The organism is Promicromonospora xylanilytica, from assembly GCF_054782895.1.
This window is the reverse complement of record NZ_BAAGRP010000075.1, coordinates 285,776-311,241: the sequence shown is the minus strand read 5'-3', so window position 1 is coordinate 311,241 and position 25,466 is coordinate 285,776. Positions and strand designations below refer to the sequence as shown.

Genomic DNA, 25,466 nt, shown 5'->3' with positions numbered 1-25,466 from the left:
ACCGGGCCGGTCCTGTACGCCGACGGTCCGCACGCGGCCCTCGGCTCGAGATCAAAGGGGGAGCCGTGCCTGACGTGTCGCCGAGACGTGGGGTGGTAGCGGCGATCGTGGCGGCGGGGGCCATCGTCGCACTCGTCGTGGCCGCGATCCTGGTGGTGGAGCAAGCACTGCCCGCGGCACCGGTGCCGCGGGGGGACGAGTCGGCGTCGTCCGGCGCCGTGGACCTGAGGTGCCCGCAGAACGAACCGATCACGCAGGAGCTGCTCAGCGGTTCCACGTGGACCATGTGCTGGCGGGTCGACCCCGACCGCGGGCTGGTGCTCGAGGACGTGCACTTCGCCCCCACCGGGCGCGAGCCGGTGCAGGTGCTGGCCGCGCTGTCCATCGGGCAGCTGGAGGTCCCCTACGACACCGGCCTGCGCAACACCGAGGACATCACCACCCAGGGCTTCGGCGGCCGGCAGATGATGACGCTGACCGAGACCGAGTGCCTGGGTGAACGCATCGAGACCTACGTGCCGAAGATCGGCGACGGGTCGATGGGCGGCGGCGGTGAGCGGCGCCCCGTGCTCTGCCAGGAGGTGGTCGACGGCGGTATCGCGTACCGCAGCAGCGACAGCGCGGGGACCGAGGTGGCGCGGCGCACGGACCTCCGGCTCGCGACGATCTCGAAGGTGGGCTGGTACGAGTACGTCAGCCAGTACACGTTCGGCAGCGACGGCACCATCCGGTCCGACCTCGGCGCGACCGGTGACCTGTCGCCCGAGGACTACGGCGACGACCCGGCCCACGGCTGGCCGGTCGGCCCCGGGGACTCGGACTACGCCACGAGCCACTCGCACAACGCCGTCTGGCGGGTGCACTGGGCGCTCGGCGGGCAGGGCGGCCAGGTCGTGGAGCAGTACGACGCCGCGCCGACCGGCGAGCAGGGCCCGCGGTCCCCGCTCGTCGAGGGCGGTCTCACCCGGATCCCGCGCGAGGGTACCGCCGAGGCCGCGGACCGGCGCTGGTGGCGGGTCATGAACCCCGACGTGCTCAACGAGGACGGGCACGAGATCTCCTACCAGGTGGAGGTCGGCGCGACGACGCCGTTCGAGTTCACGAAGGACCACCGCCACGACGACAGCGACCAGGCGGGCTACACCGTCGCGTTCACCGAGGCGGACGACTGCCAGCTCTTCGCCACCGCGAACAAGGAGGGCCTGTGCGGTTCGGGGGTGCTCGACTTCGCGCAGGACGAGGAGAAGCTGTCCGACGTCGTCACGTGGGTCGCCGTCGGGTTCCACCACGTGGCCCGTGACGAGGACCAGAGCCCCATGGAGATGCACTGGCAGGGCTTCACCCTGACGCCCCGCGACCTGACGGCGCAGCGCGTCGACGTGCCGCAGGCCCGCGAGGACGTGAACGGGAAGCCGGCCGAACGGCCCTGACCCGGCCGCTGACCCGGCCGCTGACCCGGCCGCCGGCCCGGCCCCACGTGCTCACGCCTTCCGCGCCTCCACGAGCGTGCGGCGGCTGTGGCAGACGAACGAGCCGTGCTCCGCGATGTGCTCCCGGAGCGCCCGCAGCCGGTCGTCGTACCGCTCGACCGAGAAGTCGGGCACGGTCCACAGGACCTTGCGCAGAAAGTGCACCACCGCCGCCAGGTCGAAGAACTCCACCCGCGTCAGGGCGTCCTGGAGCCGCACCAGGTCGAGGCCCACTGCGGCGACCCGCGCGCGAACCTCGTCCAGGTACTCGGCGTCGCGGTTCGCCTGCGGCCCCATCAGGAACTCGTACAGGGCACGGTTCGAACCCGCCCCGACCTCCTGGACCAGCAGGGTGCCGGCAGGGGCCAGCACGCGCGCGGCCTCGGCGTACGGGAACGAGACCGGGTGGCGGCTCATGACGAGGTCGAACGTGCGGTCGGGGTAGGGCAGCGCGGTGCGGCCGTCCACGAGCGCCACCTCGCCGCCGAACGGGCGCAGGGCCGCCGAGGCGAGCTCGTGGTTGGGTGCCCAGCCCTCAGTGGCCCGCGCCGTGGCGGGCACGCGGTCCGCCAGCCCGAGTGCCTCGGCGAAGACCTCGCCTCCACCCGTGTCGACGTCGAGCACCGCGCCGGCCCGGCCCAGACGCTCGCCGCACAGCCGCACGTAGCCCCAGCCCGGACGCTCCTCGGTGGCCCGTCCCGCGAACCAGGAGAAGTCCCAGCCGTCGGTCGGGACCGCCAGCCCCTCGGCGATCTCCTCGTCGAACGTCATGCCCGCGAAACTAACCCCGAGGATCCCCCGGCCACCAGCCGATATCCCCCGGCCGGGGGAGGGGGGCGGCACCCACGGAACGGGAGTGTGAAGGCATACCGCACGACCGACCGAGAGGGAACCGTCATGCAACGTCTCACCCGCGCCACGCTCGCCGGCGCCACCGTCGCGAGCGGCGCCACCGCGCTGCTCGGCCTCGCCTGGATGCTCGGGCTCTGGCCCAACCCCTACGCAGACCCCGTCTCGGCGCTCCTCGCGCAGCTCGCGGGGCAGGACGTCGCCACGACCACGCACGTCGTCATCGCCCTGACCGGCGTCGCGGCAGGGATCGCAGGGCTCGCCGGAGCCCTGGGCGCCCGGGGCCGCATCGGGGCCGGTGTGCTCCAGCTGGTCGTGTTCGGGGTGCTGCTGCAGGGCACCGGCCCCCTGTCGACCATGGGCTACCTCGTCGCGATGGCCATGCCCGTCGCGGTCGTGGTCATGCTCGTCCAGCTGGTGCGGCACTACCGGGTGGCCCGCTGGACGGTCGGGGTGCCCGGCCTGCTGGCGCTCGGCGTCGGCGGCTTCCTGGGTCGTGACGCCCTCGCCGGGCTGGTGGCGGGGATCCTCACGGGCTTCGCTGCTCAGGGGGCCTCGGTCCTCGTCACGCTGCTCGTCCTCGTGCTCGGCATGCTGTGGGCCGTCGTCGGCGTCCAGGCGCTGTCCGGCAGGTCCACCCTGGAACGTGCCACCGCCTGGGTCGTCAGGCACCGCCGCGCGATCACGATCGTCGCCGCCACCGGACCGCTGCCCTACGCCCTGATCCGGCTCACCTGGTTCACGCCGTGGCCGCAGCTCGGCTTCCCCGACATGGACCTGTCCACCCGGATCTGGGGGCTCACGCTGTCCAGCGCCGCCTGGCTCGGCTTCTTTCTCACCCTCGGCCTGATCCGGCCCTGGGGTGAGGTGTTCCCGCGGTGGATGCCGGGCCTCGCCGGACGTCGCGTGCCGATCGCGGCGGCTGCCCTGCCAGGGGGCCTGATCGCCGTGACCCTGATCTTCTCCGCCGTCCCCATGTTTCTCCTGGCGCGCGGGCAGAGCATCGGCGACCAGATCCTCGGTGCCATCGCCTTCCCGTGCTGGTACTGGGGCCCGGCCCTGGCGCTCGCCGTCTGGGGCTACGTGGCCCACCGGCTCCGGTCCGAGCGGGCGGCCCGGCCGGACGCCGACGAGACGGCCCTCGACCGGGCAACGGCCGTGTGACACGTCGCGTGACCTGGCGGACAGACCCCGCGACCGGAGAGGATGACGGCATGCAGGCGACCACGCGGTACCTCGCCCGGCGGTTCGCCTGGCACATGCTGGGTGCGGCGATCGGGCTGGCCCTGGTCCTGCTCGTCTTCAGCCTGCTGAACATCGCGGTCGGGGGACCGCCGGCCTGGTTGACGGCGGTCGTGACCGTAGCGGCCGCCGTCGGCCTCGGGCTCGTACCCGGCGCCCGGGAGCTGGAGGTCACGGCGGCCCGTGCGCTGCTCGACGTGGCCGACGAGCTGGTCGTCCCGGCGGAGCCCCGGCCCGCGCACCGGTTCCGGACCGCCGGCTGGGTGGCGGGGCACCTGGCCTCGGGACTCCTCGTGGCGGCAGGCCTGTTCGCGGGCATCCCGATGGCGGTGATGATCGGTGTCGAGGCGATCGCGGGGGAGTCGCTCCGGTCCGGGGACTCGTTCTACACGGGGATCCCGCTGCCGACCGGCCCGCTGGAGGTCACGCTGCGGCTCGTCGTGTGCGCCGTCTTCGCGCTGCTGGCCCTCGTGGCCACCTGGCCGTTGGGCGCCGCCGCGTCGGCGCTCGCCGGCCGGGTGCTCGGGCCCACGCCCCACGACCGCATGGAGACCGCCCTCGCCCGTGCCCGCCGGGAGGCCGAGCACACCCGTCTCGCGCGGGAGCTGCACGACGGGATCGGCCACGCGCTCACCGTGGTCAGCGTCCAGGCCGCGGCCGGGCGACGGGTCGTCGCGGCCAACCCCGACGCGGCGGCCGAGGCCCTTGCCGCCATCGAGGACACGGCGCGGTCGGCGCTCACCGAGCTCGACCAGCTCCTCGCCGTCCTCCGGGACGGCGCCGACGAGACGTCCCCCGTCGCGCTGGCCCCCGCGCTGGGGGACGTCGTCGCCGCCCACCGCAGGGCGGGACTGGACCTGGCCGCGCGGATCGACCTGCCCGCCGACCTGCCGGCCCTGCTGGGACGGACCGTGCAGCGGATCGTCACGGAGGCCCTCACCAACGCCCACCGGCACGGCGCCCCGGGGCCGGTCGAGCTCACCGTGGGGCACGACGCCGACGGGGTGCGGATCGAGGTCCTGAACCCGGTCCGTGCCGGCGCGGGCCCCGGCCGGCGTCCGTCCGGGGGCCGCGGCCTGTCCGGCGTCCGGGAGCGGGTGGCCCTGTTCGGCGGCACCGCGGAGGCGGGTCGCGACGGCGACCGCTGGGTGCTTCGTGCGACGCTGCCCTGCGCGCCTCTGCACGCTGCCGAGCGGGGCGGCGAGCGCGTCACTGCCAGAACCAACCGGAAGGACCCAGATGCCTGACACCCCGGTCCGGGTGCTCGTCGCCGACGACGAGCCGCTCGTCCGCAGCGGCCTGCGCCTCATCCTGGACGCCGAGCCCGACCTGCAGGTGGTCGGTGAGGCCGGTGACGGTGCCGAGGCGGTCGAGCTGGCACGCACGCTGCGCCCGGACGTCGTCTGCATGGACGTGCGGATGCCCGGGGTGGACGGCCTGCGCGCGACCGAGCTGGTGCTGCGGCTGCCGGACCCACCACGCGTGCTCGTGGTGACGACGTTCGAGCACGACGGCTACGTGCTCGACGCACTGCTGGTGGGGGCCTCCGGGTTCCTGCTCAAGCGCGCGGGGGCCGACGAGATGGTGCAGGCGGTCCGGACCGTCGCCGTCGGGCAGAGCCTGTTGTACCCGGAGGCGTTGCGCGACCTGGTCCGGTCGCGTCCGCGCGCCGTGGCGGGGGCGCCGGTGCTGACGCCGCGCGAACGGGAGGTGCTGGGCCTCGTCGCGCAGGGCATGACGAACGCGGAGATCGCGACGGCGCTCGTGGTCGGCGTCGAGACGGTGCGCACCCACGTGGCGTCGGTGCTCGCCAAGCTGGGGGCACGGGACCGGACCCAGGCGGTGGTGCTCGGGTACCGGGCGGGACTGGTCGACCTGTAGCCGGGTTCAGTCCCTGGGGAGGACCATCTCCACCTGGTCGGGGAACGGCGGGAACTCCGACGCCTGCGTGCGGCCCGTGCGGCGCCAGCCCAGGTGCTCGTAGAAGCCGATGGCCTGGTCGTTGTCGGAGAGGCACCACAGGCGCGGGTCGTCCATCTCGGCGACGGCCGCGTTCATCGCCGCACGCGCGAGGCCGGCTCCCCAGCGGGACGGGTGCACGGCCAGGTGCCGCAGCAGCCGTTCGTCGTGGGCGACGAAGCACGCGAGGCGCGCGGTGTCGCCCTCGTCGTCCAGCACGAGGACACGGACGCCCGGCTCGACGAGGGCGGCCTCCCACTTGGCCCGGACCTCCTCGGTCGGGAACGGGTACATGCCGGGCGGGAAGATGTGGCCGAGGGCCGCGACCCCGGCAGCGCGCTCGACGTCGAGGAGCGCCTGCGCGTCCTCGGGCGTCGCCTGCCGAAAGCGGTACGGATCCATGCCGTCCAGCGTAGGGCCGGTGCGTGCCCCGGGCACCACCACTGAGATTTGCCGAGGGGTGGATCGGGCTGGAACGGGTCGCCAGGAACTCGTGCGCAACATTTTCGCGAAGTGCTGTGACCTCTGGGTGCTTCGAGCGTCAAGGCTGCATGACAGATACAGCGTTCAGTGCAGTGATGTCCCGCCTCTCAACACTCGACACGCTCTCGTTGCGCGTCAGTCAGGACTGGCTCGCGTTCGGCCTTGACCGGGTGGACGTGCTGGTCATCGACATTCTGACCGTCAGCGAGCTCACGGCCCTGCCGCTCGTGCGCAAGCACCAGCTCGTCGCCGAGGAGCCGGACCCCGACCGGGAGCTGGGCCTGACCAGGGTCTGGGTCGGCTGGCTGGGTGACGCCTCGGACGTGGTGCCGGTCGCGATGCGGCTCACGCTGGCGGCCGGAGACAGCTGAGCCGGTGGCCGCCCCCGGACGGCCGTCCCCCGCGCGGCCTCAGCGCGGGAGGTGCGCCTCGATCTCGTCGACGATGGCCGGATCGTCCGGCACCGTCCTCGGCGAGTACCTGCGCACGTCACCGCCGGGCAGGACCAGGAACTTCTCGAAGTTCCAGCGGATCTTGCCCGAGTGGCCCCCCGCGTCCTCCGTCTTCTTCAGCTCTTCGTAGAGCGGGTGAGCGTGCCGGCCGTTCAGCCTGACCTTGTCGAGCACGGGGAACGTGACGCCGTACGTCATGGAGCAGAACTCGGCGATCTTCTCGTTCGAGCTCAGCTCCTGCAGGAACTGGTTGCTGGGAAAGCCCAGGACCGTGAAGCCACGGTCCTGGTACTTCTTCTGCAGCTTCTCCAGGGTCTCGTACTGGGGCGCCAGGCCGCACCGCGAGGCCACGTTCACCACGAGCGCGACGTCGTCCTTGTGCTCGGCCAGCGAGATCTCGGTGCCGTCCATCGTGTGGAAGGGGATGTCGTAGAGGGTCACCGCTCCATCCTCCACCTGTTGCCCACCCGGTGGAACCCTCCGGCCACCGGTAGCGCGCGTGTCGGTTAGGTTGACGACGTGCGTACGCCCGGCCCCGCGAAGCATCGCCCCCCGCTGCCCGTGCGGGACGGCCTGAACCCCACCCGGCTCGTTCTGCCGCACGACGCCGAGGCGGTCGCGCGGTTCCCCCACGCGCTCGACTACCTCCTGGACCGGTTCCGCGACGACGCGGCACGCCTGCTCGAGAAGGTCGCCCTCGGCGAGGTCGTCACCGGCCACGGTGAGCCCCTCACCCCGAGCACGCCGTACGAGCCGCGCGGGTTCCTCTACCTGTACCGCGACCCGCCCACCCACGAGGACACGATCCCGTTCGAGCCCGAGGTGCTGCACCGCGACAAGGACCTGCTGGTCGTGGACAAGCCCCACTTCCTCGCCACGATGCCGCGCGGCCGCTGGGTACGGCAGACCGCCCTCGTGCGCCTGCGGGTGGCCCTCGACCTGCCGGAGCTCTCCCCGGCGCACCGGCTCGACCGCGGGACGGCCGGCGTGCTCGTCCTCACCGTGCGCCCCGAGGTACGCGGCGCGTACCAGGAGGCGTTCGCCCGCCGCGAGGTGCGCAAGGTCTACGAGGCGGTGGCGCCGCTCGCGGCACCGGACGCCGCCGTGCCCGACGCCGCCCGGGTCGCCGCGGGCGAGCCCGTCACCCTCCGCAGCCGCATCGTGAAGCGGCGCGGCGTCACCCGCGCGGAGGAGGTACCCGGCGAACCGAACGCCGAGTCGCTGGTCACGCGCACCGCCGCCGACCCCGCACGAGGCCTCGGCCTCTACCGCCTGGAACCCCGCACCGGCAAGACCCACCAGCTCCGCCTGCACATGGCGTCGCTCGGGCTGCCGATCCTGCACGACCCGTTCTGGCCGGAGCTCCGCGACACCGACCCCGACGACTTCGACCGCCCCCTGCAGCTCCTGGCCCGGTCCCTCGAGCTCACCGACCCGCTGTCCGGGCGCCCGCGCCGCTTCGAGTCGCGGCGCACGCTCAGCGAATGGGCCAGTCGGACACCCCCGGACGTGTCAGACGCACAGGTCACCTGAGTGACCTGTGCGTCTGACACGTCCACCGCGGTCGGACAGGTGCAAGAATCGGTGCGATGAGCACCATCCGCGACTATCCCGCCCGCGCGGTCGTCGACCTGGACGCGATCCGCGACAACGTGCGCGCCCTGCGGTCGACCGCGTCGACCGCGCAGGTCATGGCCGTCGTCAAGGCCGACGCGTACGGCCACGGCCTGGCACCCGCCGCACGGGCGGCGCTCGCGGGCGGTGCCACCTGGCTCGGCACGGCGCACGGCAGCGAGGCGCTGGCCGTCCGCGCCGCCGTCGGCCCGGAGCCCCGCGTCCTGACCTGGCTCTACGCGCCCGGCGCACCGTTCGCCGACCTGGTCGGGAACGACGTGGACATCGCCGTCGCGGCACCCTGGGCGCTGGACGAGGTGGCCGACGGCGCCCGCGCCGCCGGCCGGGCCGCACGCGTGCACCTCAAGGTCGACACCGGGCTGGGCCGCAACGGGATCACCCCGGAGGACCTGCCCGCGGTCCTCGACCGGGCCTCGACGCTCCAGGCGGACGGCGCGCTCACCGTCGTCGGGCTCATGTCGCACTTCGCGCTCGCGGACGAGCCCGACGACCCGTCGGTGAAGATGCAGACCCACGCCTTCGAGGACGCGGTCCGCGTCGTCGAGGCAGCCGGGATGCCCCTCGAGGTGCGGCACATCGCCAACTCCGCGGCGACCCTCACCAACCCGGCCGCGCACTACGACCTGGTCCGTCCGGGGATCGCGGTCTACGGGCTCTCGCCCGTCCCGCACCTGGGCGCTCCGGGCGACTACGGGCTGCGTCCCGCGATGACGCTGGAGGCCCGGCTCGCCACGGTCAAACGGGTGGCCGCGGGCCACGGCGTCTCGTACGGCCACTTCTACACGACCACGCAGGACACCGTGCTCGGCGTGATCCCGCTCGGGTACGGCGACGGCATACCGCGGCACGCGTCGGGCGGCACGCTCGGCCCGGGCGGCCCCGTCCTGGTGGGCGGCGGCGTGGACGACGTCGCGGCACCCGATGCGGGCCTCGGCGCCGCCCGCGTGCTGCGGGTCGCCGGACGGGTGTGCATGGACCAGGTGGTGCTCGACCTCGGCCCGTACGCACCGGAGCAGGCCGGTGACGTGGTCACGCTGTTCGGCGCGTCGGACGGGCTCGCCCGTGCCGGAGCGCCCAACGCCGAGGACTGGGCACAGGCGGCAGGAACCATCAGCTACGAGATCGTGACGCGCCTCGGCGCGCGCGTGCCGCGCGTGTACGCGGGTACGGCAGGAAGGGAGACCGCGTGAGCGGGGCAGCAGGAGAACGGGGCGACATCGCGATGTCCGAGGTAGTGACGCTGGAGCTGCCCGACGCCGAGACGACGCGCGCGCTGGGCGCCGCCCTCGCCGAGGAGCTGCGCGCCGGGGACCTGGTGATCCTCACGGGGGACCTCGGCGCCGGAAAGACGACCCTGACCCAGGGGATCGGCGCGGCGCTCAACATCCGTGGCCAGGTCGCGTCGCCCACGTTCATCGTGGCGCGCGAGCACCCGGCGCTGCCCCGCGCCGACGGGACGCGCGGCCCCGGCCTCGTGCACGTCGACGCCTACCGGCTCGGTGGGCTGGGTGAGCTCGACGCGCTCGACCTCGACTCGTCCCTCGACGACTCCGTCACCGTCGTCGAGTGGGGTCGCGGCCTGGCGGAGGCGCTCGCCGACGACCGGCTGGAGATCGACCTGGAGCGCCCGCGCGGCGCGCCGTCGTTCGACCCGGGGGTGGCCACGGAGGAGGACCCGGAGGCCGGGACCCGCAAGGCGAGGATCCGCGCCGTCGGCCAGCGCTGGGCCGGCGTCGACCTGGGTGGTCTGCTCGGCTGAGGCCGCGACCGCGCAGGATCCGGCGCCGACCGGCCGGGGGGCGGCGGCCGGCGTAATACCCTGGTCGTGTGGCCGTTCTTGCTCTCGATACCTCAGCAGCAGTCGCCGTCTCCCTCGTCGACGATGCCGGCGCGCGCCTCGCGTCCCGTGCCTCGGACGAGCGTCGCCGGCACGCCGAGTCCCTCGCACCCCTCATCGAGGAGGTCCTCGCCGAGGCGGGGATCGAGCCCGGCGGTTTGACCGCCGTCGTCGCCGGAACGGGGCCTGCCCCGTTCACCGGTCTGCGTGTCGGTCTGGTCACCGCGCGCACGCTCGCGCTCACCCTCGGCATCCCGGTGCTCGGGGTGCCGAGCCTCGACGCGATGGCCGTGCAGGCCATCAGCGACCTCGGGCTCAGGCCGGGCACGGAGATCCTCGCGACGTCCGACGCGCGCCGCAAGGAGGTCTACTGGGCGCGGTACCGGGTGGTCGCGCTCGAGGGGCCCCACGGTTTCCCCGTCGCGGAGCGGCTCGCGGGACCCGACGTCGACCGGGCGGGGTTCGTCGCGCAGGCGCAGCTCGTCCCGTCCGAGACCGAGGGCGGGCCGCTGCCGGTGGTGATCGGCGAGGGTGCGATGCTCTACCCCGAGTTCCTGCCCGTCGCCGAAGACGCGCCGCTGGTGCCCGACGCGACGGTGCTGGCCCGGCTGGCGCTCGTCCGCCGCGCCGCCGGCGAGGAGCAGCCGTCCGAGCCGCTGTACCTCCGGCGGCCGGACGTGCACGAACCGGCACGGGCGACCGGGGGTGTCGCGTGATCACCGAGGTGCGGATCCGTCCGCTGCGCAACGCCGACTTCGACCGCGTGCTGGAGCTGGAGCGGCAGCTCTTCGGCAGGGGCTCCTGGACGTACGGGATGCTCGCCGACGAGCTCGCGGGGCTCGGCCGCTGGTACATCGTGGCGGAGCCGGAGCGGCTCGACCGGGCCGGCGAGCAGCCCGTCGTGGGCTACGCGGGCCTGTGGTTCGACGGCGACGTCACGCAGATCATGACGATCGGCGTGGACCCTGCCGTCCAGCGGCACGGTGTGGGCAGGCAGCTCATGGCCGCGCTGATCGAGCGCTCGCGCAAGGTCAAGGCAGGCGCGGTGCTGCTGGAGGTGCGGGTCGACAACGCCGCGGCGATCGAGATGTACCGGGAGCTCGGGTTCGAGGTGCTCGGCGTGCGCAAGCGGTACTACCAGCCGGAGAACATCGACGCGTTCACGATGCGGCTCGACCTGGCCGCTGCCGCGGAGGCGGTCGAGGACGCGCCGGCCACCCCGGACGACCCGGACGACGAGGCGGGGGACGCGGCGTGAGGGAACGAGTGCTGGTCGACGCGACCACGCTGGCGGCCGACCTGCGGGTCGGCGGGGGAGCCGACCCGGCCGAGGGGCGGCCCGTCGTGCTCGACGTCCGCTGGGCGCTCGGCATGACCGACGGTCACGACCAGTACCGTGCGGGCCACCTTCCCGGTGCCGTGTACGTGGACCTGGAGACGGAGCTCGCCGCTGCGGCCGCGCCGTCCGCCGGGCGCCACCCGCTGCCGTCGACGTCGGCGTTCCAGGAGGCCGCACGCCGCTGGGGCGTCTCGACGGGCTCTCGCGTCGTGGTCTACGACTCCGTGGGCGGCACCTCCGCCGCGCGGGCGTGGTGGCTGCTGCGCTACTTCGGCGTGGAGCAGGTGCGCATCCTCGACGGCGGGCTCGCCGCCTGGACCGCGGCGGGGCACGCTACGGAGACCGGGGACGTGACGCCCGAGCCGGGCGACGTCGTCGTGCGGCCGGGTGGCATGCCCGTGCTGGACGCCGACGAGGCCGCGGCCCTGGCCGACGGCGAGGGCGTGCTCCTCGACGCCCGTGCCGCCGAGCGCTACCGCGGCGAGGTGGAGCCGGTGGACCCGCGGGCCGGCCACATCCCCGGGGCGGCCAGCGCGCCGACCACCGACAACCTGGCGGCGGACGGCAGGTTCCTGTCGACGGCCGACCTGCGGCGCCGGTTCGCGGACCTGGGGGTCTCGACCGGCTCGACCGGTGTGTACTGCGGTTCGGGGGTCACCGCGTCGCACGAGGTGGCCGCGCTCGCCGTGGCGGGTGTGGACGCCGCCCTGTACCCGGGATCCTGGTCGCAGTGGTCGAACGACCCGGCGCGCGAGGTCGCGACCGGGGCGTGAGCGGGTCCGGCGCGCCGGCCGGGCTCATGGCACGGCGCGCTGCTCGCTGAGCACGGTGATCTTCTGCCACACCTTGCGGGACATGCTCATGGTGAGCGTCTCGATGGTGGACACCGTGCTCAGCACGATCTCGTCCTGCGACTCCTCGGCGCACAGGGCCGCCGCCTTGCCCACGATGGAGAGCAGCTCGGTGCAGTACTCCAGGTAGTACTCGATCTGTTCCGGCGTGAGGTCGACGTCATTGCCGTCGCCGCTGCTCGCGAACGCGTCCCGCAGGCTCTCGGGCTCCTTGGTGAGCTGGTGCATGTCGATGATGTGCGCGAGCGACCGCAGGCGGTGCAGCTTGGCCAGCAGGTCGGTGCGCTGGACGCGCTCAGGGACGGAGTGCAGCACCACGACCGCGATCGCGACGAAGACCAGGTCGTTGACCGCGCTCTCGATGAGCGGGAGCCAGTCCAGCCCGTTGTCCGGCGCCTCGGTGAACGCCGCCTCGACGGCGAACCCGAACGCCACCAGCGCGACCAGGACCACCACGCCGATCAGGGTGCGGGACCCGGCCCGGACGAGGCGGCTGCGCCGTCGCGTCCCCGCCGAGGTGTCGGCCACCTGCTCGGTCAGCGCGGCGAGCTCCTGCGCCACCCGCTGGATACCGCGGCCGGGGAACCGGGCGCCGATGCGTTCGCACAGGCGGTGGGCCGTCTCGATGACGGGGACCGCCTCGAGCTTCTCCAGCGCTCTCGCAGGCACGGGAGGCAGCGTAGAGCCCTCGGCGGGTGCGAGGGAACGCCGCTCAGACGGTGATCGTGGTGAGCGGCATCGACGAGTCCACCGGGATGTCCAGGTTGCTCGGGGCGACCCCGGCACGTACGACGGCGGAGCCCAGCGCCGCGATCATCGCGCCGTTGTCGGTGCAGTACCGGATCGGCGGGATGCGTAGGTCGATCCCGGCCTCGGCGCACCGCTTGGCCGCCATCTCGCGCAGCTGGCTGTTCGCCGAGAACCCGCCGCCGATCACCAGCGTGTCGACGCCGTGCCTGTGGCACGCGGCGATCGTCTTGGCGGTGAGCACGTCGGCGACGGCCTCGGCGAACGACGCGGCGACATCGTTCACCGGGATCGTCTGCCCGGCGTCGGTGCGCGCCTCGACCCAGCGCGCCACGGCCGTCTTGAGTCCCGAGAAGGAGAAGTCGTAGGCGTGCTTGGCCTGGTCCTTCGCCGCGGTGAGGCCGCGCGGGAACCGGATGGCCGTCGGGTCGCCCTCACGGGCGAGCCGGTCGATGTGCGGGCCGCCGGGGTAGGGGAGGCCCAGCAGGCGGCCGACCTTGTCGAAGGCCTCTCCCGCGGCGTCGTCGAGGGTGGAGCCGAGCTCCGTCACGTCGGTCGCGATGTCGTTCACCATCAGCAGGGAGCTGTGACCGCCGCTCACCACGAGCGCCATCGCCCGCTCCGGCAGGGGTCCGTCCACGAGCTGGTCCACGCACGCGTGACCGATCACGTGGTTCACCCCGTACAGCGGCTTGTTCAGCCCGATCGACAGTGCCTTGGCGGCGGACGCCCCGATGGTGAGCGGCCCCACGAGGCCGGGCCCCGCGGTGACGGCCACGGCGTCGACCTCGGACAGGTCGACGTCGGCCTCGCCGAGCGCACGCTGGATCGTGGGGATCATCGCCTCGAGGTGGGCACGGCTGGCGACCTCGGGGATGATCCCACCGTAGCGCGCGTGCTCTTCCATCGAGCTGGCGACCGCGTCGACCAGCAGCTCGTTTCCGCGGACCAGTGCGACTCCGGTCTCGTCGCAGGAGGTCTCGATACCGAGGACCAGGGGTTCTGCCATGGGCTCCAGCCTAGTTGGTCGGGACGGTACGACGGATGCGGGCCGGCCTGTGGCAGGTCTCATAGTTGAATCTGGAACGATCGCTGGGGGCGATCGTGTTGCAGGGGGCATGACTGAGACGCTCGAGGCCGTCGGCCTCGCCATCGACGACGTGACCGCCGACCGGCTCTTCCGCACGGCGCGCACCGTGACGACGTTCGCCGAGTCGGACGTGACCGACGAACAGCTCGCCGCCGTCTACGACCTCATCAAGTGGGGCCCCACCGCGATGAACGTCAGCCCGCTGCGCGTGCTGGTCGTCCGTACCCCGGAGGCGCGGCAGCGGCTCGTGGCCAACATGCCGGAGGGCAACCAGGAACGCGTGGCGAACGCGCCGGTCACCCTGGTGCTCGCCTACGACCCCGAGTTCCACGAGCGCCTCGACGTGCTGGTCCCGCACATGCCGGGCGCACGCGAGATCTTCGCGGGCGACGACGCAGCGCGCGCCGACGCCGCACGTACCAACGCCCTGCTGCAGGCCGGCTACCTGCTCGTCGGCCTGCGTGCCGCGGGTCTGGCCGCCGGCCCGATGCACGGGGCCTACGACGGCATCGACGCCGAGTTCTTCGGCGAGAACTGCTGGAAGGGCTTCCTCGTGGTCAACGTGAGCGCGGCGGAGGGCGCGGACACGACGCGCCCGCGCGCCCCGCGCCTGTCGTTCTCGGACGTCGCCACCACCATCTGAGCCCGGCCGGGTCACGCGGGCAGGGGGTGGCCCTGGCGCATCTCCTCCACCATCGCCCGGACGACCGGCACCAGGTCGCCACCGTGCGCCGCGGCGACCGCCTGCTGCCGGCGGTAGGACGCCCCCGAGCGGACGATGTCCCGGACCCCGGCGAGCTCCGCCGCGCAGCCGAGCCGGTGCGCGACGGGTTCCAGCTCGACCAGCAGCTTGGCGATGGCGTCGACGACCGGCCCCTGGTTCCCCTCGGCGTCGAGGATCACCGTCGCGTCGAGGCCGTAGCGCGCCGAGCGGAACTTGTTCTCCTGGACGAACCAGGGCGGCAGCACCGGCAGGGCACGGCCCTGGTCCAGCTGCGTGGACAGGTGCTCGACGAGGCAGTGCACGACGGCGGCCAGGGTGAGCGCCTCCGACAGGTTGGTCGGACCGTCGCACACCCGCACCTCCAGCGTGCCGAAGGTCGGCGACGGCCGCACGTCCCAGTGCACCTCGTTGAAGGCCTCGACCGCGCCGACGTGGACCATGTCGCCCGCGTACGCCTCGAGCTCCTGCCAGGTCTCGAACGCGACCGGCAGGCCGGAGCTGGGGATCTGCTGGAACAGGAGCGACCGGTTGGACGCGTAGCCCGTGTGCTCGCCCGCCCAGTAGGGCGACCCGGCCGACAGCGCCTGCAGGTGCGGAAAGTAGGTCAGCATCGCGCGCATCAGCGGGAGCGCCTTGTCGCGGTGCTCGATGCCGACGTGGACGTGCAGCCCCCAGATGATCAGCTGGGCGCCCCAGATCCCCGTGCGCTCCATGATGCGGTTGTAGCGCTCCTTGTCGCCGACCTCCTGGTCGGCGGCCCGGGCGAACGGATGCGTCCCGCCCCCCATGAGGTCGAGGCCGAGCCGGTCGGTCGCCGTCCGGACGCGGTCGAGGGCGTGGCTCAGGTCCGCGCCCGCGCCCGCGACGGTGCGGCACACGCCGGTGACCAGCTCGACCGTGTTCTTCATGAACTCGCCGGTCACGTGCGGGGCGTAGCCCGACGATCCGGGCCGAGGCTCCTCGACGTCGTGCGCCAGGGCCTCGAGCACGGCTGGTCCGGCCTGGGAGAGGTCGGCGGTGCTGGAGTCGACCAGACCGATCTCCCACTCGAGGCCCACGGTGGAGCGTGGGGACGCGCCGAAACCGAGCCGCGCCGGCGAGCTCATACGGGTCCCAGCGGTTCGACGAGCAGTATCTGTTGGTTACCTGCCACGCGTGTGAGCACGATCGTCGCCTCCTCGGTACCGGTGAGCACGAGCTGCTTGCGAAGTTGTTCAGGCACCACGGCGGTGCCTCGCTTCTTGATCGTGATGCGGCCGACGTCTCGCGCCCGCAGGTAGGACTTGAGCCGCTTCAGGCCGAACGGCATCGTGTCGAGCACCCGGTAGCCGGTGGCGATCGGGGCCTGGGCGCCGACGGAGTCCGTGGGGCGCGACGGCGGCAGCTCGGCGGGGCTGTCGGTGGTGACGTAGGCGATGGTCGGGTCGACGAGCCGCCCGCCCAGCTCTGCCGCCGCCTGGCCGACGAGGCCGGCACGGATGACCGCCCCGTCGGGTTCGTAGAGGTACTGACCCACCTCGCCCACGTCCGGTACGACGTCGGAGCCCCGTACCGTGCGGCTCAGGGTGTGGTCCTTCCCGTCGTCGTCGGTGAACGTGCGCAGCACGAGCGCTGAACGGCCTGGGCCGTCGAGCGCGAGCGGGCCGAACCAGATCCCCGCCTCGACCACGTCGCCGCCCACGGAGACCCACTGGGTCTCCGCGTCGTCGGGCAGCCCCTCGTGCGGGATGCCCGGGCCGACCTTGATGCCGACCGCGGCCACCGTCTCGCGCAGGGCCCAGACAGCGTCGAGCGGCGGCTCGTAGGCCCGGGGGTCGAACACCCGGCGGCTCCGTGCGCCCGAGCCGCCGCTCACCCGGCGTGCCGGGTCGGCGTAGACACCCTCGACACCCTCGGCGCGCAGGTCGAGCGCGAGCCCGTCGGCATGCCGCACGTCCGCCTCGGGGAAGTGGCGCAGGTTCCACCGCGCGATGGCGGCGGTGCACTCGTCGAGGTCGGTCGCGACCACGCGGAGGCCGGTCCCGGCGAAGGCGAGCGAGTCCGCGCCGATGCCGCAGGTCAGGTCGGCGAGCGCGGTGACGCCGGCGTCGAGGTAGCGCCGGGCGTGCAGGGCCGCGACCAGGAGCCGGGTGGCCTGCTCCAGCCCGTCCGCCGTGAACAGCATGCCGTCGGCGAAGTCGCCGAACTTGGTCCGCGCCTTGGCGCGCAGCCTGGACTGGGTCACGACGGCCGCCGCGAGGTCCGGCGCTACGCCGTTCTCACGCAGCGTCGTCACGGTCTTCATGGCGTGTCGCTCGTCGTAGGGCGGAAGAGCACCTAGCAGTGCCCAGCCGTCGGGGCTGAGCAGTTTGCTCAGAATCGCCGCATCCATGGGAAGATCTTTCCACGTTTGGCCTGGCGGTGACGAGCGGCTCGACGCAACCTTTTCGTCGGGATGGCGAGTTTTCGGTGTAGCGGCGGCGCGGTGGCCCCGCGGGATGTGAGCAGGTCCACCCGATTGGCACTCGCCTTGACCGAGTGCTAGCGCCGACCTAGATTTGGGGTGTTCACCGCCACGGGACCCCGTTCAACGGGCCCGCGGAGGAGAACCCAGACGTTCATGCCCGCCGGCACCCGCGACGACGGCGGACGGTCGAACGTTCGAGCCACTTACGTCCATCACGCAGCTGATCTCTCGATCCGCTCACGAAAGAGGAGGTCCGACGTGTCGGTCCCCATCAAGCCGCTCGAGGACCGGATCGTCGTCAAGGCTCTCGAAGCCGAGACCACGACCGCTTCCGGCCTGGTCATCCCGGACACCGCCAAGGAGAAGCCCCAGGAGGGCGAGGTTCTGGCCGTTGGTCAGGGCCGCATCGACGACAACGGCAACCGTGTGCCGCTGGACGTCGCTGTCGGTGACAAGGTGATCTACTCCAAGTACGGCGGCACCGAGGTCAAGTACGCGGGTGAGGAGTACCTGGTGCTCTCGGCTCGCGACGTCCTCGCCGTGGTCGTGAGCTGACCCCAGCCCACGCCAGCTAGAAGAACGAGAGCCCCGCACCGGACGGTGCGGGGCTCTCGTCTGCCCGGGCTGAATCGGTCGTCCGGCGACGGTGCGTGCAGCGGCGCTGCTGCAGGACCGGAGGGCGACCAGCCGGCGGGCCAAGAAGTTGTTCAGGCGGAGACGGACTTGCCGGCCAGGATGGCCGAGCGCTCGTCCTCGCTGAGCCCGCCCCACACGCCGTACGGCTCACGGACGCGGAGCGACTGCTCGCGGCACTGCATCATCACGGGGCAGGAGCGGCAGATGGCCTTCGCCGCCTCCGCACGCCTGCGGCGCGTCGACCCGCGCTCGCCCTCGGGGTGGAAGAACAGGGTGTCGTCCGCGTCGCGGCACGAGCCCTGGTACTGCCATTCCCACAGTTCCATCACCGGACCGGGAAGCCTCGAGATCTCCGTCATGCCGAACAACCTACAAGTTGTGCAGAAGTTGTTCAAGGGGCAGTTTCTCCGATTGTGCGTCGAATCGGGTCAGGCAAGCGCGTCAGGCCTGACCGGTTTTGTTCCGTTCTGAGTTGGATTCCACCGAGATCGGCGGCACGCCGGGTTTCGCAGTGGCGCGGAGAGGTCCAGGTCGGCAGAATCGAGTCCATGACTTCTTCGCGGCCTGCCCAGAGCTCGGGCGGGTCACGTACATCCAGCCCCGGACTGGCAGTCGCTGCCGTAGCCAGACGCCTCGGGGTCGCGCCAGCCACCCTGCGCACGTGGGACCGCCGGTACGGGCTCGGACCATCGGGCCGCACGGCCGGGTCCCACCGCCGCTACACGCCGGACGACGTCGCACGGCTCCTCGTGATGCGCCGCCTGACGCTCGAGGGTGTCGCACCCGTGGACGCCGCGCGGGCCGCGGTCGAGGCAGGGGAGGCCGAGCTCGAGGTCGCCAGCCGGACGGCTCCCGCGCTGCCCGCCGTGCAGGTCGAGGGCGACCCGGACGCCGAGGAACCCGAGTTCGCCGAGACGTTCCTCGGCACCGTCGAGGCACCGGCCGCGACCGATGGCGGAGCCGCCGGCACGTCCGGCGATCCCGGGACCGCCGCGTCGTCGGACGGCGACCCGGGGGAGGAACCACGCGGTCGAGCCCGCCTGCGGGCGCTGCCCGGCGGCGCGACCGGCGGCGACGCCCCCGCGCCGGCCGGCCCGCGGGCGACGGCGTCCCGGGCACCGACGTCCGGCAGGGTCTCCGCGCTGGTCGACGCGGCGCTCGCGTACAGCAGGACCGCCTGCGACAACCTGCTCGCCCTCGGTCCCGAGGGAGACCCGGCCACGTGGTGGACCGAGCTGGTGGAGCCGGCGTGGCTGCGCCTGTCGGAGCGCACCGTCCTCGCCGGCCCCGGTGAGATGCCCGAGGTGGTGCTGGCGACGGCCGCGCTGCGCGCGCTGCGCCACTACACCGAGGAGTTCGAGCGCATGATGGTCGAGGCGGGCGGCCCGCCGGCCAACCACCCGAGCCGGATGCGCAAGATCGTCCTGGTCTTCGCCGCGCCCGACGAGGTGGTGCCGCTGTCCGCGCACGCGCTCGCCGCGGCGCTCGCCGCGCAGGGCTCGATGGCGCGGATCGTCACCGGCCCGGCGAGCACCCACCGCTCGGTCGAGCTGGTCACCATGGTCCGCCCGACGGCGGTCGTGCTGGCCACCACGCAGACCAAGCCGGACCTCGACGTCGTGCACGCGGTGAACGAGAGCTATCCGGAGCTGCCGATCTTCGTGGGCCTGCGGGCGGACGCCGCCGCGACGGACCTGCCGTTCGGACCCACGGTGCAGCGGGTCCGTTCGTTCACCGGGCTGCTGCACGAGGTGCTGGCCGTCATCAAGGCGAGGTGACGCACGCCTCGGGCGGGCCGGTCCGCCTGGCCAGGATGCGTGGCCGCTCGGGTCGTAGACTTGCTGCATGACGGACCAGACCTCGCCGGCGGACCCGTTCGGGTTTCTCGGGCTCACCTATGACGACGTCCTGCTGCAGCCGGGTTACTCCGACCTGGCGCCGTCGGACATCGACACGACGTCTCGCCTGACGCGCGAGATCTCGCTCAAGATCCCGCTGCTGTCAGCGGCCATGGACACGGTCACCGAGTCGGCCATGGCCATCGCCATGGCCCGCCAGGGTGGCCTCGGTGTGCTGCACCGCAACCTCTCGATCGAGGACCAGGCCTACCAGGTCGACCTCGTGAAGCGGACCCAGACCGGCATCATCACCAACCCCGTCACGATCGGCCCGGACGCCACGCTCGAGGAGCTCGACACCCTCGCGGGCCAGTTCCGGATCTCGGGTTTCCCCGTGGTCGACGCCGGCAACAAGCTCATCGGCATGGTGACCAACCGCGACCTGCGCTTCACGCCCGTCGCCGAGTGGGCCACCACCAAGGTGGACGAGGTCATGACGCCACAGCCCCTGATCACGGGGCCGTCGACCATATCGCGGGACGACGCGACGCTGCTGCTGCGCAAGCACAAGCTGGAGCGCCTGCCGCTGATCGACCCCGACGGCCGCATCACCGGGCTCATCACCGTCAAGGACTTCGTGAAGTCCGAGCAGTTCCCCGACTCGTCCAAGGACAGCCAGGGCCGACTCATGGTCGGTGCCGCGATCGGCTACTTCGGTGACGCGTGGCAGCGGGCCACCGAGCTGATCGAGGCCGGGGTGGACGTGCTCGTCGCCGACACCGCGCACGGCAACGTCCGCATGCTGATCGACATGGTCAAGCGGCTCAAGACCGACCCGGCCACCAAGGACGTCCAGGTGATCGGCGGGAACGTGGCCACCCGTCAGGGTGCGCAGGCGTTCGTCGACGCGGGCGCCGACGCCGTGAAGGTCGGCGTCGGACCGGGCTCGATCTGCACCACCCGTGTCGTGACCGGTGTCGGCGTACCGCAGATCACCGCCGTCTACGAGGCCTCGCTCGCCTGCAAGCCGGCCGGCGTGCCGGTCATCGCCGACGGCGGCCTCAAGCACTCCGGTGAGATCGGCAAGGCCATCGTGGCCGGTGCCGACAGCGTGATGCTGGGCTCGCTCTTCGCGGGCTGCGAGGAGACGCCGGGCGACCTCGTGCTCGTGAACGGCAAGCAGTTCAAGACCTACCGCGGCATGGGCTCGATGGGCGCCATGTCCTCGCGTGGGAAGAAGTCCTACTCCAAGGACCGGTACTTCCAGGCCGAGGTCACGAGCGACGACAAGATCGTGCCCGAGGGCATCGAGGGTCAGGTCGCCTACAAGGGGCCGCTGGCCACCGTGGCTCACCAGCTCATCGGCGGACTGCACCAGACCATGTTCTACACCGGCGCGCGGACCGTCCCGGAGCTGCAGGCTAACGGCAAGTTCATCCGCATCACGTCGGCGTCGCTCAAGGAGAGCCACCCGCACGACGTGCAGATGACGGTCGAGTCGCCGAACTACAGCGGCTTCTGATACCCAGTTCTCGACCTGTCAGACCCACAGATCACTCGGGTGACCTGTGGGTCTGACACGTTGCCGGGCGTCGGACAGGTCAGTCGCCCACCGTGCGGTGCACCGGCCACACCCCCGACGCACCAGGGCCGTCCAGACCCTGCTCGCGGCGCCACTCGTTGAAGCTCACCGCCCACTGGCGGTGCGCACCGATCTGTTGCTGGTGCAGGTCGGCCAGGGGCATGCGCGCCAGCTGGGGGAACCGGCGGGCCAGCGCCTCCAGCACGTCGAGGGTGGCGAGGACGTCCACCTCGGCGGTGTGCAGGTCGCCGTCGGACGTGACTCCGTACCACTGCGACAGGTCACCGAGGCGGCGCTTGCCCACGCGGTACCGGTCCAGCCAGCGGTCGATGACGAGCGGGTCCACCACCGGCTCCACGGGGTGGCCCAGGCGCTGCGGGAGGGTCTTGAGCCCGTGGCGCAGGAGCTCCGAGTCGAGCAGGGAGAGGTCGAAGGCCGCGTTGTAGGCGACGACGGGCACGCCGTCGGCCAGATGGCCGGCGAGGTCGGCCGCGATCTCCTCGAGCGCCTCCAGCGGCGGGACGCCGTGAGTGCGTGCGTGCTCCGTCGAGATGCCGTGGATCGCCGACGCCTCCGCCGGGATCTCCACCCCCGGGTCCATCAGCCAGGTGCGGACCTCCGTGCCCACCCCTGGCGTACGCAGCACCAGGGCCGCGGTGACGATGCGGTCGCCCGCGACGTCCACCCCCGTCGTCTCCGTGTCGAAGCCCAGCAGCGGCCCGTCGATCCAGGTCTCGTTCATGGTGTCCTCCCTGCTCGTCCGGGTTTTTGTGGCCATGCGCCTCGCTCGGTACGGCCGCCCGGTGCGTCCAGGGAGAACCTTGCCACCGGTCACCGACACTGTGGTCTGCCCCACCCCGCACATCACGGGAACCTGCGCGCCGCACCAGGTCCGATGGGTAGGCTTGGCAGGGTGAGCAACGAGATCGAGATCGGACGCGGCAAGCGCGGGCGGCGCGCCTATTCCTTCGACGACATCGCGGTGGTGCCGTCCCGGCGTACGCGCGACCCGAAGGACGTCTCGGTGGGTTGGCAGATCGACGCCTACCACTTCGACCTGCCGATCGTCGCGGCCCCGATGGACTCGGTGATGAGCCCGGCCAGCGCGGTGGCGCTCGGCCGGTTCGGTGGTCTCGGCGTGCTCGACCTCGAGGGCCTCTGGACGCGCTACGAGTCGCCCGAGCCGCTGCTGGAGGAGATCGCGGCGCTGCCCGGCGACGAGGCGACGCGCCGCATGCAGGCGATCTACTCGGAGCCCATCAAGCCGGAGCTCATCACGCAGCGTCTCAAGGAGATCCGGGCCGCCGGCGTCACGGTCGCCGGTGCGCTCACCCCGCAGCGCACGCAGGAGTTCTACAAGACCGTGGTCGACGCGGGCGTCGACCTGTTCATCATCCGCGGCACCACGGTCTCGGCGGAGCACGTGTCGGGCAACGCCGAGCCGCTCAACCTCAAGCGGTTCATCTACGAGCTGGACGTGCCGGTCGTCGTCGGCGGGGCCTCCACCTACACCGCCGCGCTGCACCTGATGCGCACGGGCGCCGCGGGTGTGCTGGTCGGGTTCGGCGGCGGCGCCGCCCACACCACCCGCGTCAGCCTGGGCATCCACGCCCCCATGGCCACCTCGATGGCCGACGTCGCGGCCGCCCGACGGGACTACCTGGACGAGTCCGGCGGCCGCTACGTGCACGTCATCGCCGACGGCGGCGTGGGCCACTCCGGCGACATCGTCAAGGCCGTGGCCTGCGGCGCGGACGCCGTGATGCTCGGCGCGGCACTCGCGCGCGCGGCCGAGGCGCCGGGCCAGGGCTTCCACTGGGGGCCGGAGGCCCACCACCCGCAGCTGCCCCGCGGCGAGCGGGTCGAGGTGGGCACGGTCGGCACCCTCGAGGAGATCCTCTTCGGCCCGGGCAAGCAGGCCGACGGCACCCTGAACCTCGTGGGCGCGCTGCGGCGCGCCATGGCGACCACCGGCTACTCCGACCTCAAGGAGTTCCAGCGGGTCGAGGTCGTCGTGTCCCCGTACCAGCCGCGATGAGCGAGCTGCCCGAGCCGCTCGCCCCGGTCCTCGCCGCGGCGCCCGCCGCGGACGGCGAGTTCGTGGAGATCGCCGACGCCGACGTCGAGCAGGTCGTCGAGCTGTGGAAGACCTGCGAGCTGACCCGCCCCTGGAACGACCCCTACGTCGATATCGCCGACGCTCGCGCGGGCGACGGCTCGACGGTCCTGGTCGCGCGGGCCGACGGCCGGGTGGCCGCCACCGCGATGGCCGGCCACGACGGGCATCGCGGTTGGCTCTACTACGTGGCGGTCGCGCCGGAGCTGCGGAGCACGGGCCTCGGCCGGGCGGCAGTGGTCGCCGCCGAGGCGTGGCTCGTCGCCCGCGGTGCGCGCAAGATCCAGCTCATGGTGCGGACCACCAACGAGGACGCGCGCGGCTTCTACGGCCGGATGGGTTACACCGATCAGGAGTGCACGGTTCTGGGGCGCTGGATCGACGCCGACTGAGGGCGCGTCGGGCGAGGTGAGCGTGCCGCGACGGGCTCGCTGACCAACCCGGCATGAAAGTTAGTTTCACACATCTATCAATACGTGGTGCAGGGTTTTGCGCGTAGGGTGGCCGCCATGATCGACGACGCAGCAGCCGACGCAGCGGCTAGTGGTGCGGTCGGCGGCGTGCTCGACCCGGAGCACCCGCAGGGGACCTTTGTCCTTGAGCCAGGGGTGATGGCCCCGCTCGTGGCTCGGATCGCGACCTCCGAGGGATCGGGTACGCACAGGTCCATGTGCCCCTTCACGGGCGCTCCGCTCGTGACGTTCCCGGTATCTTCCGGTGAGGACGTCGCCGCGTGCGTCGTCCGGGCCCGAGTGGCGCAGCGAAGTTGGGCGCGCCTGCCGGTACGGGACCGGGCCGGAGTCCTGCAGCGGCTCGGCCGGATCGTCCTGGAGCGGCAGTCCGAGGCGCTCGACCTGATCCAGCTCGAGACCGGCAAGTCGCGCCGCGCGGCCTTCGAGGAGATCGCGGACATCGCGCAGGTCGCCCGGCACTACGCCGTGCGCGGCGAGCGCTACCTCTCGTCCCGCCGGGCGCTCGGCATGGTCCCGCTGCTCGCGGGCGTGCAGGTGCATCGCAGGCCGGTCGGCGTGGTGGGAGCGATCTCGCCGTGGAACTACCCGCTGGTGCTCGCGCTCTCCGAGGCGCTGCCCGCGCTGCTGGCCGGCAACGCGGTGGTGCTCAAGCCCGACCCTCAGACCACCCTCACCGCGCTCTGGGCCGCCGAGGCCCTGGACGACGCGGGCCTGCCCGCCGGCCTGTTCCAGGTGGTCGCCGGCGGGCCGGAGGCCGGCGAGGCGCTGATCGAGCACGTGGACCACATCGCGTTCACCGGTTCGACGGCGACGGGCCGCAAGGTCGCGGCGCGCGCGGGCGAGCGCCTGATCGGTGCCACGCTCGAGCTCGGCGGCAAGAACGCGCTCTACGTGACCGACGACGTCGATGTCGACGCCGCCGTCCCCGGCATCGTGCGCGCCTGCTTCTCGAACGCCGGCCAGCTCTGTGTGTCCATCGAGCGCCTGGTGGTGCACGAGGCGGTCGCGGAGGAGTTCGTCGCCAAGTTCGTCCGCGCCGTGCGGAGCCTTCGGCTGGGTCCGGCCCTCGACTACTCGGCCGAGGTGGGCTCGCTCACCTCCGCGGCGCAGCTCGACAAGGTGACGGCCCATGTGGACGACGCCCTGGCACGCGGTGCCCGGGTGCTCGCCGGCGGGGTGCACCGCGCCGACGTCGGCCCGTACTTCTATGCGCCGACAGTGCTGGACGACGTGCCGGCGCAGGCGGTGGTCACGCGCGAGGAGACGTTCGGGCCGGTCGTCACGATCACGCGTGTCGACTGCGACGAGGACGCCGTCGCCGTCATGAACGACACCGAGTACGGGCTGCACTCCGCGGTGTGGTCCCGGGACGTCGGACGGGCGCGCCGGGTGGGTGCGCGGGTCGAGACGGGCTCGGTGGCGATCAACGACGGGTACACGATGACCTGGGGTTCCGTCTCGGCGCCGCTCGGCGGCTGGAAGGCCTCCGGGCTGGGCGGGCGGCACGGGGCGGCGTCGATCGACGGGCTCACCCGACAGCAGACCGTCGTGACCGCCCGGGGTGCCCGGTTCGGCGCCACGCTCGACAGTCTCTACGGCCTCGGCGGGGACACCCCGAGCCGGGTCCTCACCACCGCGCTGGAGGCGATGCGCAAGCTGCGCATGGCGTGAACCGGTGGCGCGGCGCAGGAAGTGAAC

At 72.7% G+C, this 25,466-nt stretch carries 27 protein-coding genes; 18 read left to right on the top strand and 9 right to left on the bottom strand.

What is annotated here, in order from left to right:
- The first annotated feature begins 65 nt into the window (after positions 1-65).
- Entirely contained in the window at positions 66-1,430 is a 1,365-nt protein-coding gene (locus tag ACYVK7_RS25515; protein ID WP_460890539.1) for a copper amine oxidase, read from the top strand.
- A 51-nt stretch (positions 1,431-1,481) separates the two neighbouring features.
- Here ACYVK7_RS25515 and ACYVK7_RS25510 read toward each other — a convergent pair whose 3' ends face one another.
- Positions 1,482-2,240, bottom strand: coding sequence for a class I SAM-dependent methyltransferase (locus tag ACYVK7_RS25510; RefSeq protein ID WP_460890538.1), 759 nt, complete (start codon positions 2,238-2,240; stop codon positions 1,482-1,484).
- Positions 2,241-2,366: 126 nt separating this feature from the next.
- Here ACYVK7_RS25510 and ACYVK7_RS25505 point away from each other — a divergent pair, with 126 nt between their 5' ends.
- The 3 genes from ACYVK7_RS25505 to ACYVK7_RS25495 are packed head-to-tail and all read left to right on the top strand — an operon-like array spanning position 2,367 to position 5,441.
- Positions 2,367-3,482 (top strand): hypothetical protein, encoded by a 1,116-nt coding sequence (locus ACYVK7_RS25505; RefSeq protein ID WP_460890537.1) that lies wholly within the window; start codon positions 2,367-2,369, stop codon positions 3,480-3,482.
- Between the two features lie 50 nt (positions 3,483-3,532).
- Positions 3,533-4,807, top strand: coding sequence for a sensor histidine kinase (locus ACYVK7_RS25500; RefSeq protein WP_460890536.1), 1,275 nt, complete (start codon positions 3,533-3,535; stop codon positions 4,805-4,807).
- On the top strand, positions 4,800-5,441 hold the full coding sequence (locus ACYVK7_RS25495) for a response regulator (protein ID WP_460890535.1): 642 nt from the start codon (positions 4,800-4,802) through the stop codon (positions 5,439-5,441). Before ACYVK7_RS25500 ends, ACYVK7_RS25495 begins: the two co-directional genes overlap by 8 nt.
- A 6-nt stretch (positions 5,442-5,447) precedes the next feature.
- On the opposite strand, the gene ACYVK7_RS25490 is transcribed toward ACYVK7_RS25495, so the two are convergent.
- Positions 5,448-5,921 carry a GNAT family N-acetyltransferase gene (locus ACYVK7_RS25490; RefSeq protein WP_460890534.1) on the bottom strand — a complete coding sequence of 158 codons (474 nt, stop codon included), beginning with the start codon at positions 5,919-5,921 and terminating at the stop codon, positions 5,448-5,450.
- A gap of 176 nt (positions 5,922-6,097) precedes the next feature.
- Between ACYVK7_RS25490 and ACYVK7_RS25485 the strand changes: the two genes are divergently transcribed.
- Positions 6,098-6,373, top strand: coding sequence for a hypothetical protein (locus ACYVK7_RS25485; RefSeq protein WP_460890533.1), 276 nt, complete (start codon positions 6,098-6,100; stop codon positions 6,371-6,373).
- 39 nt (positions 6,374-6,412) lie between these two features.
- Here the strand turns inward: ACYVK7_RS25485 and ACYVK7_RS25480 are convergent, their stop codons facing one another.
- Complete coding sequence (locus ACYVK7_RS25480; protein ID WP_460890532.1) at positions 6,413-6,895, bottom strand: glutathione peroxidase; 483 nt, start codon at positions 6,893-6,895, stop codon at positions 6,413-6,415.
- Positions 6,896-6,973: 78 nt separating this feature from the next.
- Between ACYVK7_RS25480 and ACYVK7_RS25475 the strand changes: the two genes are divergently transcribed.
- The 6 genes from ACYVK7_RS25475 to ACYVK7_RS25450 all read left to right on the top strand — a co-directional run bounded on the left by ACYVK7_RS25475 (position 6,974) and on the right by ACYVK7_RS25450 (position 12,038).
- Positions 6,974-7,987: a pseudouridine synthase gene (locus ACYVK7_RS25475; RefSeq protein ID WP_460890531.1), complete on the top strand. Its 1,014-nt coding sequence runs from the start codon at positions 6,974-6,976 to the stop codon at positions 7,985-7,987.
- Between the two features lie 56 nt (positions 7,988-8,043).
- Entirely contained in the window at positions 8,044-9,279 is a 1,236-nt protein-coding gene (gene alr / locus ACYVK7_RS25470; protein ID WP_460890530.1) for an alanine racemase, read from the top strand.
- Positions 9,280-9,311: 32 nt separating this feature from the next.
- Positions 9,312-9,848 (top strand): tRNA (adenosine(37)-N6)-threonylcarbamoyltransferase complex ATPase subunit type 1 TsaE, encoded by a 537-nt coding sequence (gene tsaE / locus ACYVK7_RS25465; protein ID WP_460890624.1) that lies wholly within the window; start codon positions 9,312-9,314, stop codon positions 9,846-9,848.
- Between the two features lie 68 nt (positions 9,849-9,916).
- The gene (gene tsaB, locus ACYVK7_RS25460) at positions 9,917-10,642 is read left to right on the top strand and encodes a tRNA (adenosine(37)-N6)-threonylcarbamoyltransferase complex dimerization subunit type 1 TsaB (RefSeq protein ID WP_460890529.1); all 726 of its coding nucleotides are present in this window, start codon (positions 9,917-9,919) and stop codon (positions 10,640-10,642) included.
- Positions 10,639-11,184 (top strand): ribosomal protein S18-alanine N-acetyltransferase, encoded by a 546-nt coding sequence (gene rimI / locus ACYVK7_RS25455; protein ID WP_460890528.1) that lies wholly within the window; start codon positions 10,639-10,641, stop codon positions 11,182-11,184. Before tsaB ends, rimI begins: the two co-directional genes overlap by 4 nt.
- A complete protein-coding gene (locus ACYVK7_RS25450) occupies positions 11,181-12,038 on the top strand; it encodes a sulfurtransferase (protein ID WP_460890527.1) in 858 nt (285 codons plus the stop codon). Before rimI ends, ACYVK7_RS25450 begins: the two co-directional genes overlap by 4 nt.
- A gap of 24 nt (positions 12,039-12,062) precedes the next feature.
- On the opposite strand, the gene ACYVK7_RS25445 is transcribed toward ACYVK7_RS25450, so the two are convergent.
- Positions 12,063-12,785, bottom strand: coding sequence for a hypothetical protein (locus tag ACYVK7_RS25445; protein ID WP_460890526.1), 723 nt, complete (start codon positions 12,783-12,785; stop codon positions 12,063-12,065).
- A 43-nt stretch (positions 12,786-12,828) separates the two neighbouring features.
- A complete protein-coding gene (gene tsaD / locus ACYVK7_RS25440; RefSeq protein WP_460890525.1) occupies positions 12,829-13,872 on the bottom strand; it encodes a tRNA (adenosine(37)-N6)-threonylcarbamoyltransferase complex transferase subunit TsaD in 1,044 nt (347 codons plus the stop codon).
- Positions 13,873-13,981: 109 nt separating this feature from the next.
- Here tsaD and ACYVK7_RS25435 point away from each other — a divergent pair, with 109 nt between their 5' ends.
- Entirely contained in the window at positions 13,982-14,596 is a 615-nt protein-coding gene (locus ACYVK7_RS25435; protein ID WP_460890524.1) for a malonic semialdehyde reductase, read from the top strand.
- A gap of 11 nt (positions 14,597-14,607) precedes the next feature.
- On the opposite strand, the gene ACYVK7_RS25430 is transcribed toward ACYVK7_RS25435, so the two are convergent.
- Entirely contained in the window at positions 14,608-15,783 is a 1,176-nt protein-coding gene (locus ACYVK7_RS25430; protein WP_460890523.1) for a glutamate--cysteine ligase, read from the bottom strand.
- Positions 15,780-17,048, bottom strand: coding sequence for a class I SAM-dependent methyltransferase (locus tag ACYVK7_RS25425; protein ID WP_460890522.1), 1,269 nt, complete (start codon positions 17,046-17,048; stop codon positions 15,780-15,782). Before ACYVK7_RS25425 ends, ACYVK7_RS25430 begins: the two co-directional genes overlap by 4 nt.
- Before the next feature lie 333 nt (positions 17,049-17,381).
- Between ACYVK7_RS25425 and groES the strand changes: the two genes are divergently transcribed.
- Positions 17,382-17,678, top strand: coding sequence for a co-chaperone GroES (groES, locus tag ACYVK7_RS25420; RefSeq protein WP_253869104.1), 297 nt, complete (start codon positions 17,382-17,384; stop codon positions 17,676-17,678).
- Positions 17,679-17,830: 152 nt separating this feature from the next.
- On the opposite strand, the gene ACYVK7_RS25415 is transcribed toward groES, so the two are convergent.
- On the bottom strand, positions 17,831-18,118 hold the full coding sequence (locus ACYVK7_RS25415) for a WhiB family transcriptional regulator (protein ID WP_274993201.1): 288 nt from the start codon (positions 18,116-18,118) through the stop codon (positions 17,831-17,833).
- Positions 18,119-18,307: 189 nt separating this feature from the next.
- Between ACYVK7_RS25415 and ACYVK7_RS25410 the strand changes: the two genes are divergently transcribed.
- Together ACYVK7_RS25410 and guaB are read left to right on the top strand one after the other, a co-directional pair.
- A complete protein-coding gene (locus tag ACYVK7_RS25410) occupies positions 18,308-19,537 on the top strand; it encodes a MerR family transcriptional regulator (protein WP_460890521.1) in 1,230 nt (409 codons plus the stop codon).
- 67 nt (positions 19,538-19,604) lie between these two features.
- The gene (gene guaB / locus ACYVK7_RS25405; protein WP_460890520.1) at positions 19,605-21,119 is read left to right on the top strand and encodes an IMP dehydrogenase; all 1,515 of its coding nucleotides are present in this window, start codon (positions 19,605-19,607) and stop codon (positions 21,117-21,119) included.
- 79 nt (positions 21,120-21,198) lie between these two features.
- Here the strand turns inward: guaB and ACYVK7_RS25400 are convergent, their stop codons facing one another.
- A complete protein-coding gene (locus ACYVK7_RS25400; protein WP_460890519.1) occupies positions 21,199-21,921 on the bottom strand; it encodes an exonuclease domain-containing protein in 723 nt (240 codons plus the stop codon).
- A gap of 171 nt (positions 21,922-22,092) precedes the next feature.
- Between ACYVK7_RS25400 and ACYVK7_RS25395 the strand changes: the two genes are divergently transcribed.
- The 3 genes from ACYVK7_RS25395 (at position 22,093) to ACYVK7_RS25385 (ending at position 25,439) form a co-directional block, all read left to right on the top strand.
- Complete coding sequence (locus ACYVK7_RS25395) at positions 22,093-23,217, top strand: GuaB3 family IMP dehydrogenase-related protein (RefSeq protein ID WP_460890518.1); 1,125 nt, start codon at positions 22,093-22,095, stop codon at positions 23,215-23,217.
- Positions 23,214-23,687, top strand: coding sequence for a GNAT family acetyltransferase (locus ACYVK7_RS25390; RefSeq protein WP_460890517.1), 474 nt, complete (start codon positions 23,214-23,216; stop codon positions 23,685-23,687). Before ACYVK7_RS25395 ends, ACYVK7_RS25390 begins: the two co-directional genes overlap by 4 nt.
- A 117-nt stretch (positions 23,688-23,804) precedes the next feature.
- Positions 23,805-25,439, top strand: coding sequence for a succinic semialdehyde dehydrogenase (locus tag ACYVK7_RS25385; protein ID WP_460890516.1), 1,635 nt, complete (start codon positions 23,805-23,807; stop codon positions 25,437-25,439).
- The last annotated feature ends 27 nt before the right edge of the window (positions 25,440-25,466 follow it).

Excerpts from the sequence above, each read along its gene's own strand:
- ACYVK7_RS25400 (WP_460890519.1), bottom strand. The coding sequence starts at position 21,921 with ATGAACGAGACCTGGATCGACGGGCCGCTGCTGGGCTTCGACACGGAG.
- tsaD (WP_460890525.1), bottom strand. The coding sequence starts at position 13,872 with ATGGCAGAACCCCTGGTCCTCGGTATCGAGACCTCCTGCGACGAGACC.
- ACYVK7_RS25435 (WP_460890524.1), top strand. The coding sequence starts at position 13,982 with ATGACTGAGACGCTCGAGGCCGTCGGCCTCGCCATCGACGACGTGACC.
- ACYVK7_RS25490 (WP_460890534.1), bottom strand. The coding sequence starts at position 5,921 with ATGGATCCGTACCGCTTTCGGCAGGCGACGCCCGAGGACGCGCAGGCG.
- ACYVK7_RS25430 (WP_460890523.1), bottom strand. The coding sequence starts at position 15,783 with ATGAGCTCGCCGGCGCGGCTCGGTTTCGGCGCGTCCCCACGCTCCACC.
- ACYVK7_RS25495 (WP_460890535.1), top strand. The coding sequence starts at position 4,800 with ATGCCTGACACCCCGGTCCGGGTGCTCGTCGCCGACGACGAGCCGCTC.
- ACYVK7_RS25415 (WP_274993201.1), bottom strand. The coding sequence starts at position 18,118 with ATGACGGAGATCTCGAGGCTTCCCGGTCCGGTGATGGAACTGTGGGAA.
- ACYVK7_RS25385 (WP_460890516.1), top strand. The coding sequence starts at position 23,805 with ATGATCGACGACGCAGCAGCCGACGCAGCGGCTAGTGGTGCGGTCGGC.
- ACYVK7_RS25505 (WP_460890537.1), top strand. The coding sequence starts at position 2,367 with ATGCAACGTCTCACCCGCGCCACGCTCGCCGGCGCCACCGTCGCGAGC.
- ACYVK7_RS25500 (WP_460890536.1), top strand. The coding sequence starts at position 3,533 with ATGCAGGCGACCACGCGGTACCTCGCCCGGCGGTTCGCCTGGCACATG.
- ACYVK7_RS25425 (WP_460890522.1), bottom strand. The coding sequence starts at position 17,048 with ATGGATGCGGCGATTCTGAGCAAACTGCTCAGCCCCGACGGCTGGGCA.
- ACYVK7_RS25510 (WP_460890538.1), bottom strand. The coding sequence starts at position 2,240 with ATGACGTTCGACGAGGAGATCGCCGAGGGGCTGGCGGTCCCGACCGAC.
- ACYVK7_RS25485 (WP_460890533.1), top strand. The coding sequence starts at position 6,098 with ATGTCCCGCCTCTCAACACTCGACACGCTCTCGTTGCGCGTCAGTCAG.
- ACYVK7_RS25410 (WP_460890521.1), top strand. The coding sequence starts at position 18,308 with ATGACTTCTTCGCGGCCTGCCCAGAGCTCGGGCGGGTCACGTACATCC.
- tsaE (WP_460890624.1), top strand. The coding sequence starts at position 9,312 with ATGTCCGAGGTAGTGACGCTGGAGCTGCCCGACGCCGAGACGACGCGC.
- alr (WP_460890530.1), top strand. The coding sequence starts at position 8,044 with ATGAGCACCATCCGCGACTATCCCGCCCGCGCGGTCGTCGACCTGGAC.
- guaB (WP_460890520.1), top strand. The coding sequence starts at position 19,605 with ATGACGGACCAGACCTCGCCGGCGGACCCGTTCGGGTTTCTCGGGCTC.
- ACYVK7_RS25390 (WP_460890517.1), top strand. The coding sequence starts at position 23,214 with ATGAGCGAGCTGCCCGAGCCGCTCGCCCCGGTCCTCGCCGCGGCGCCC.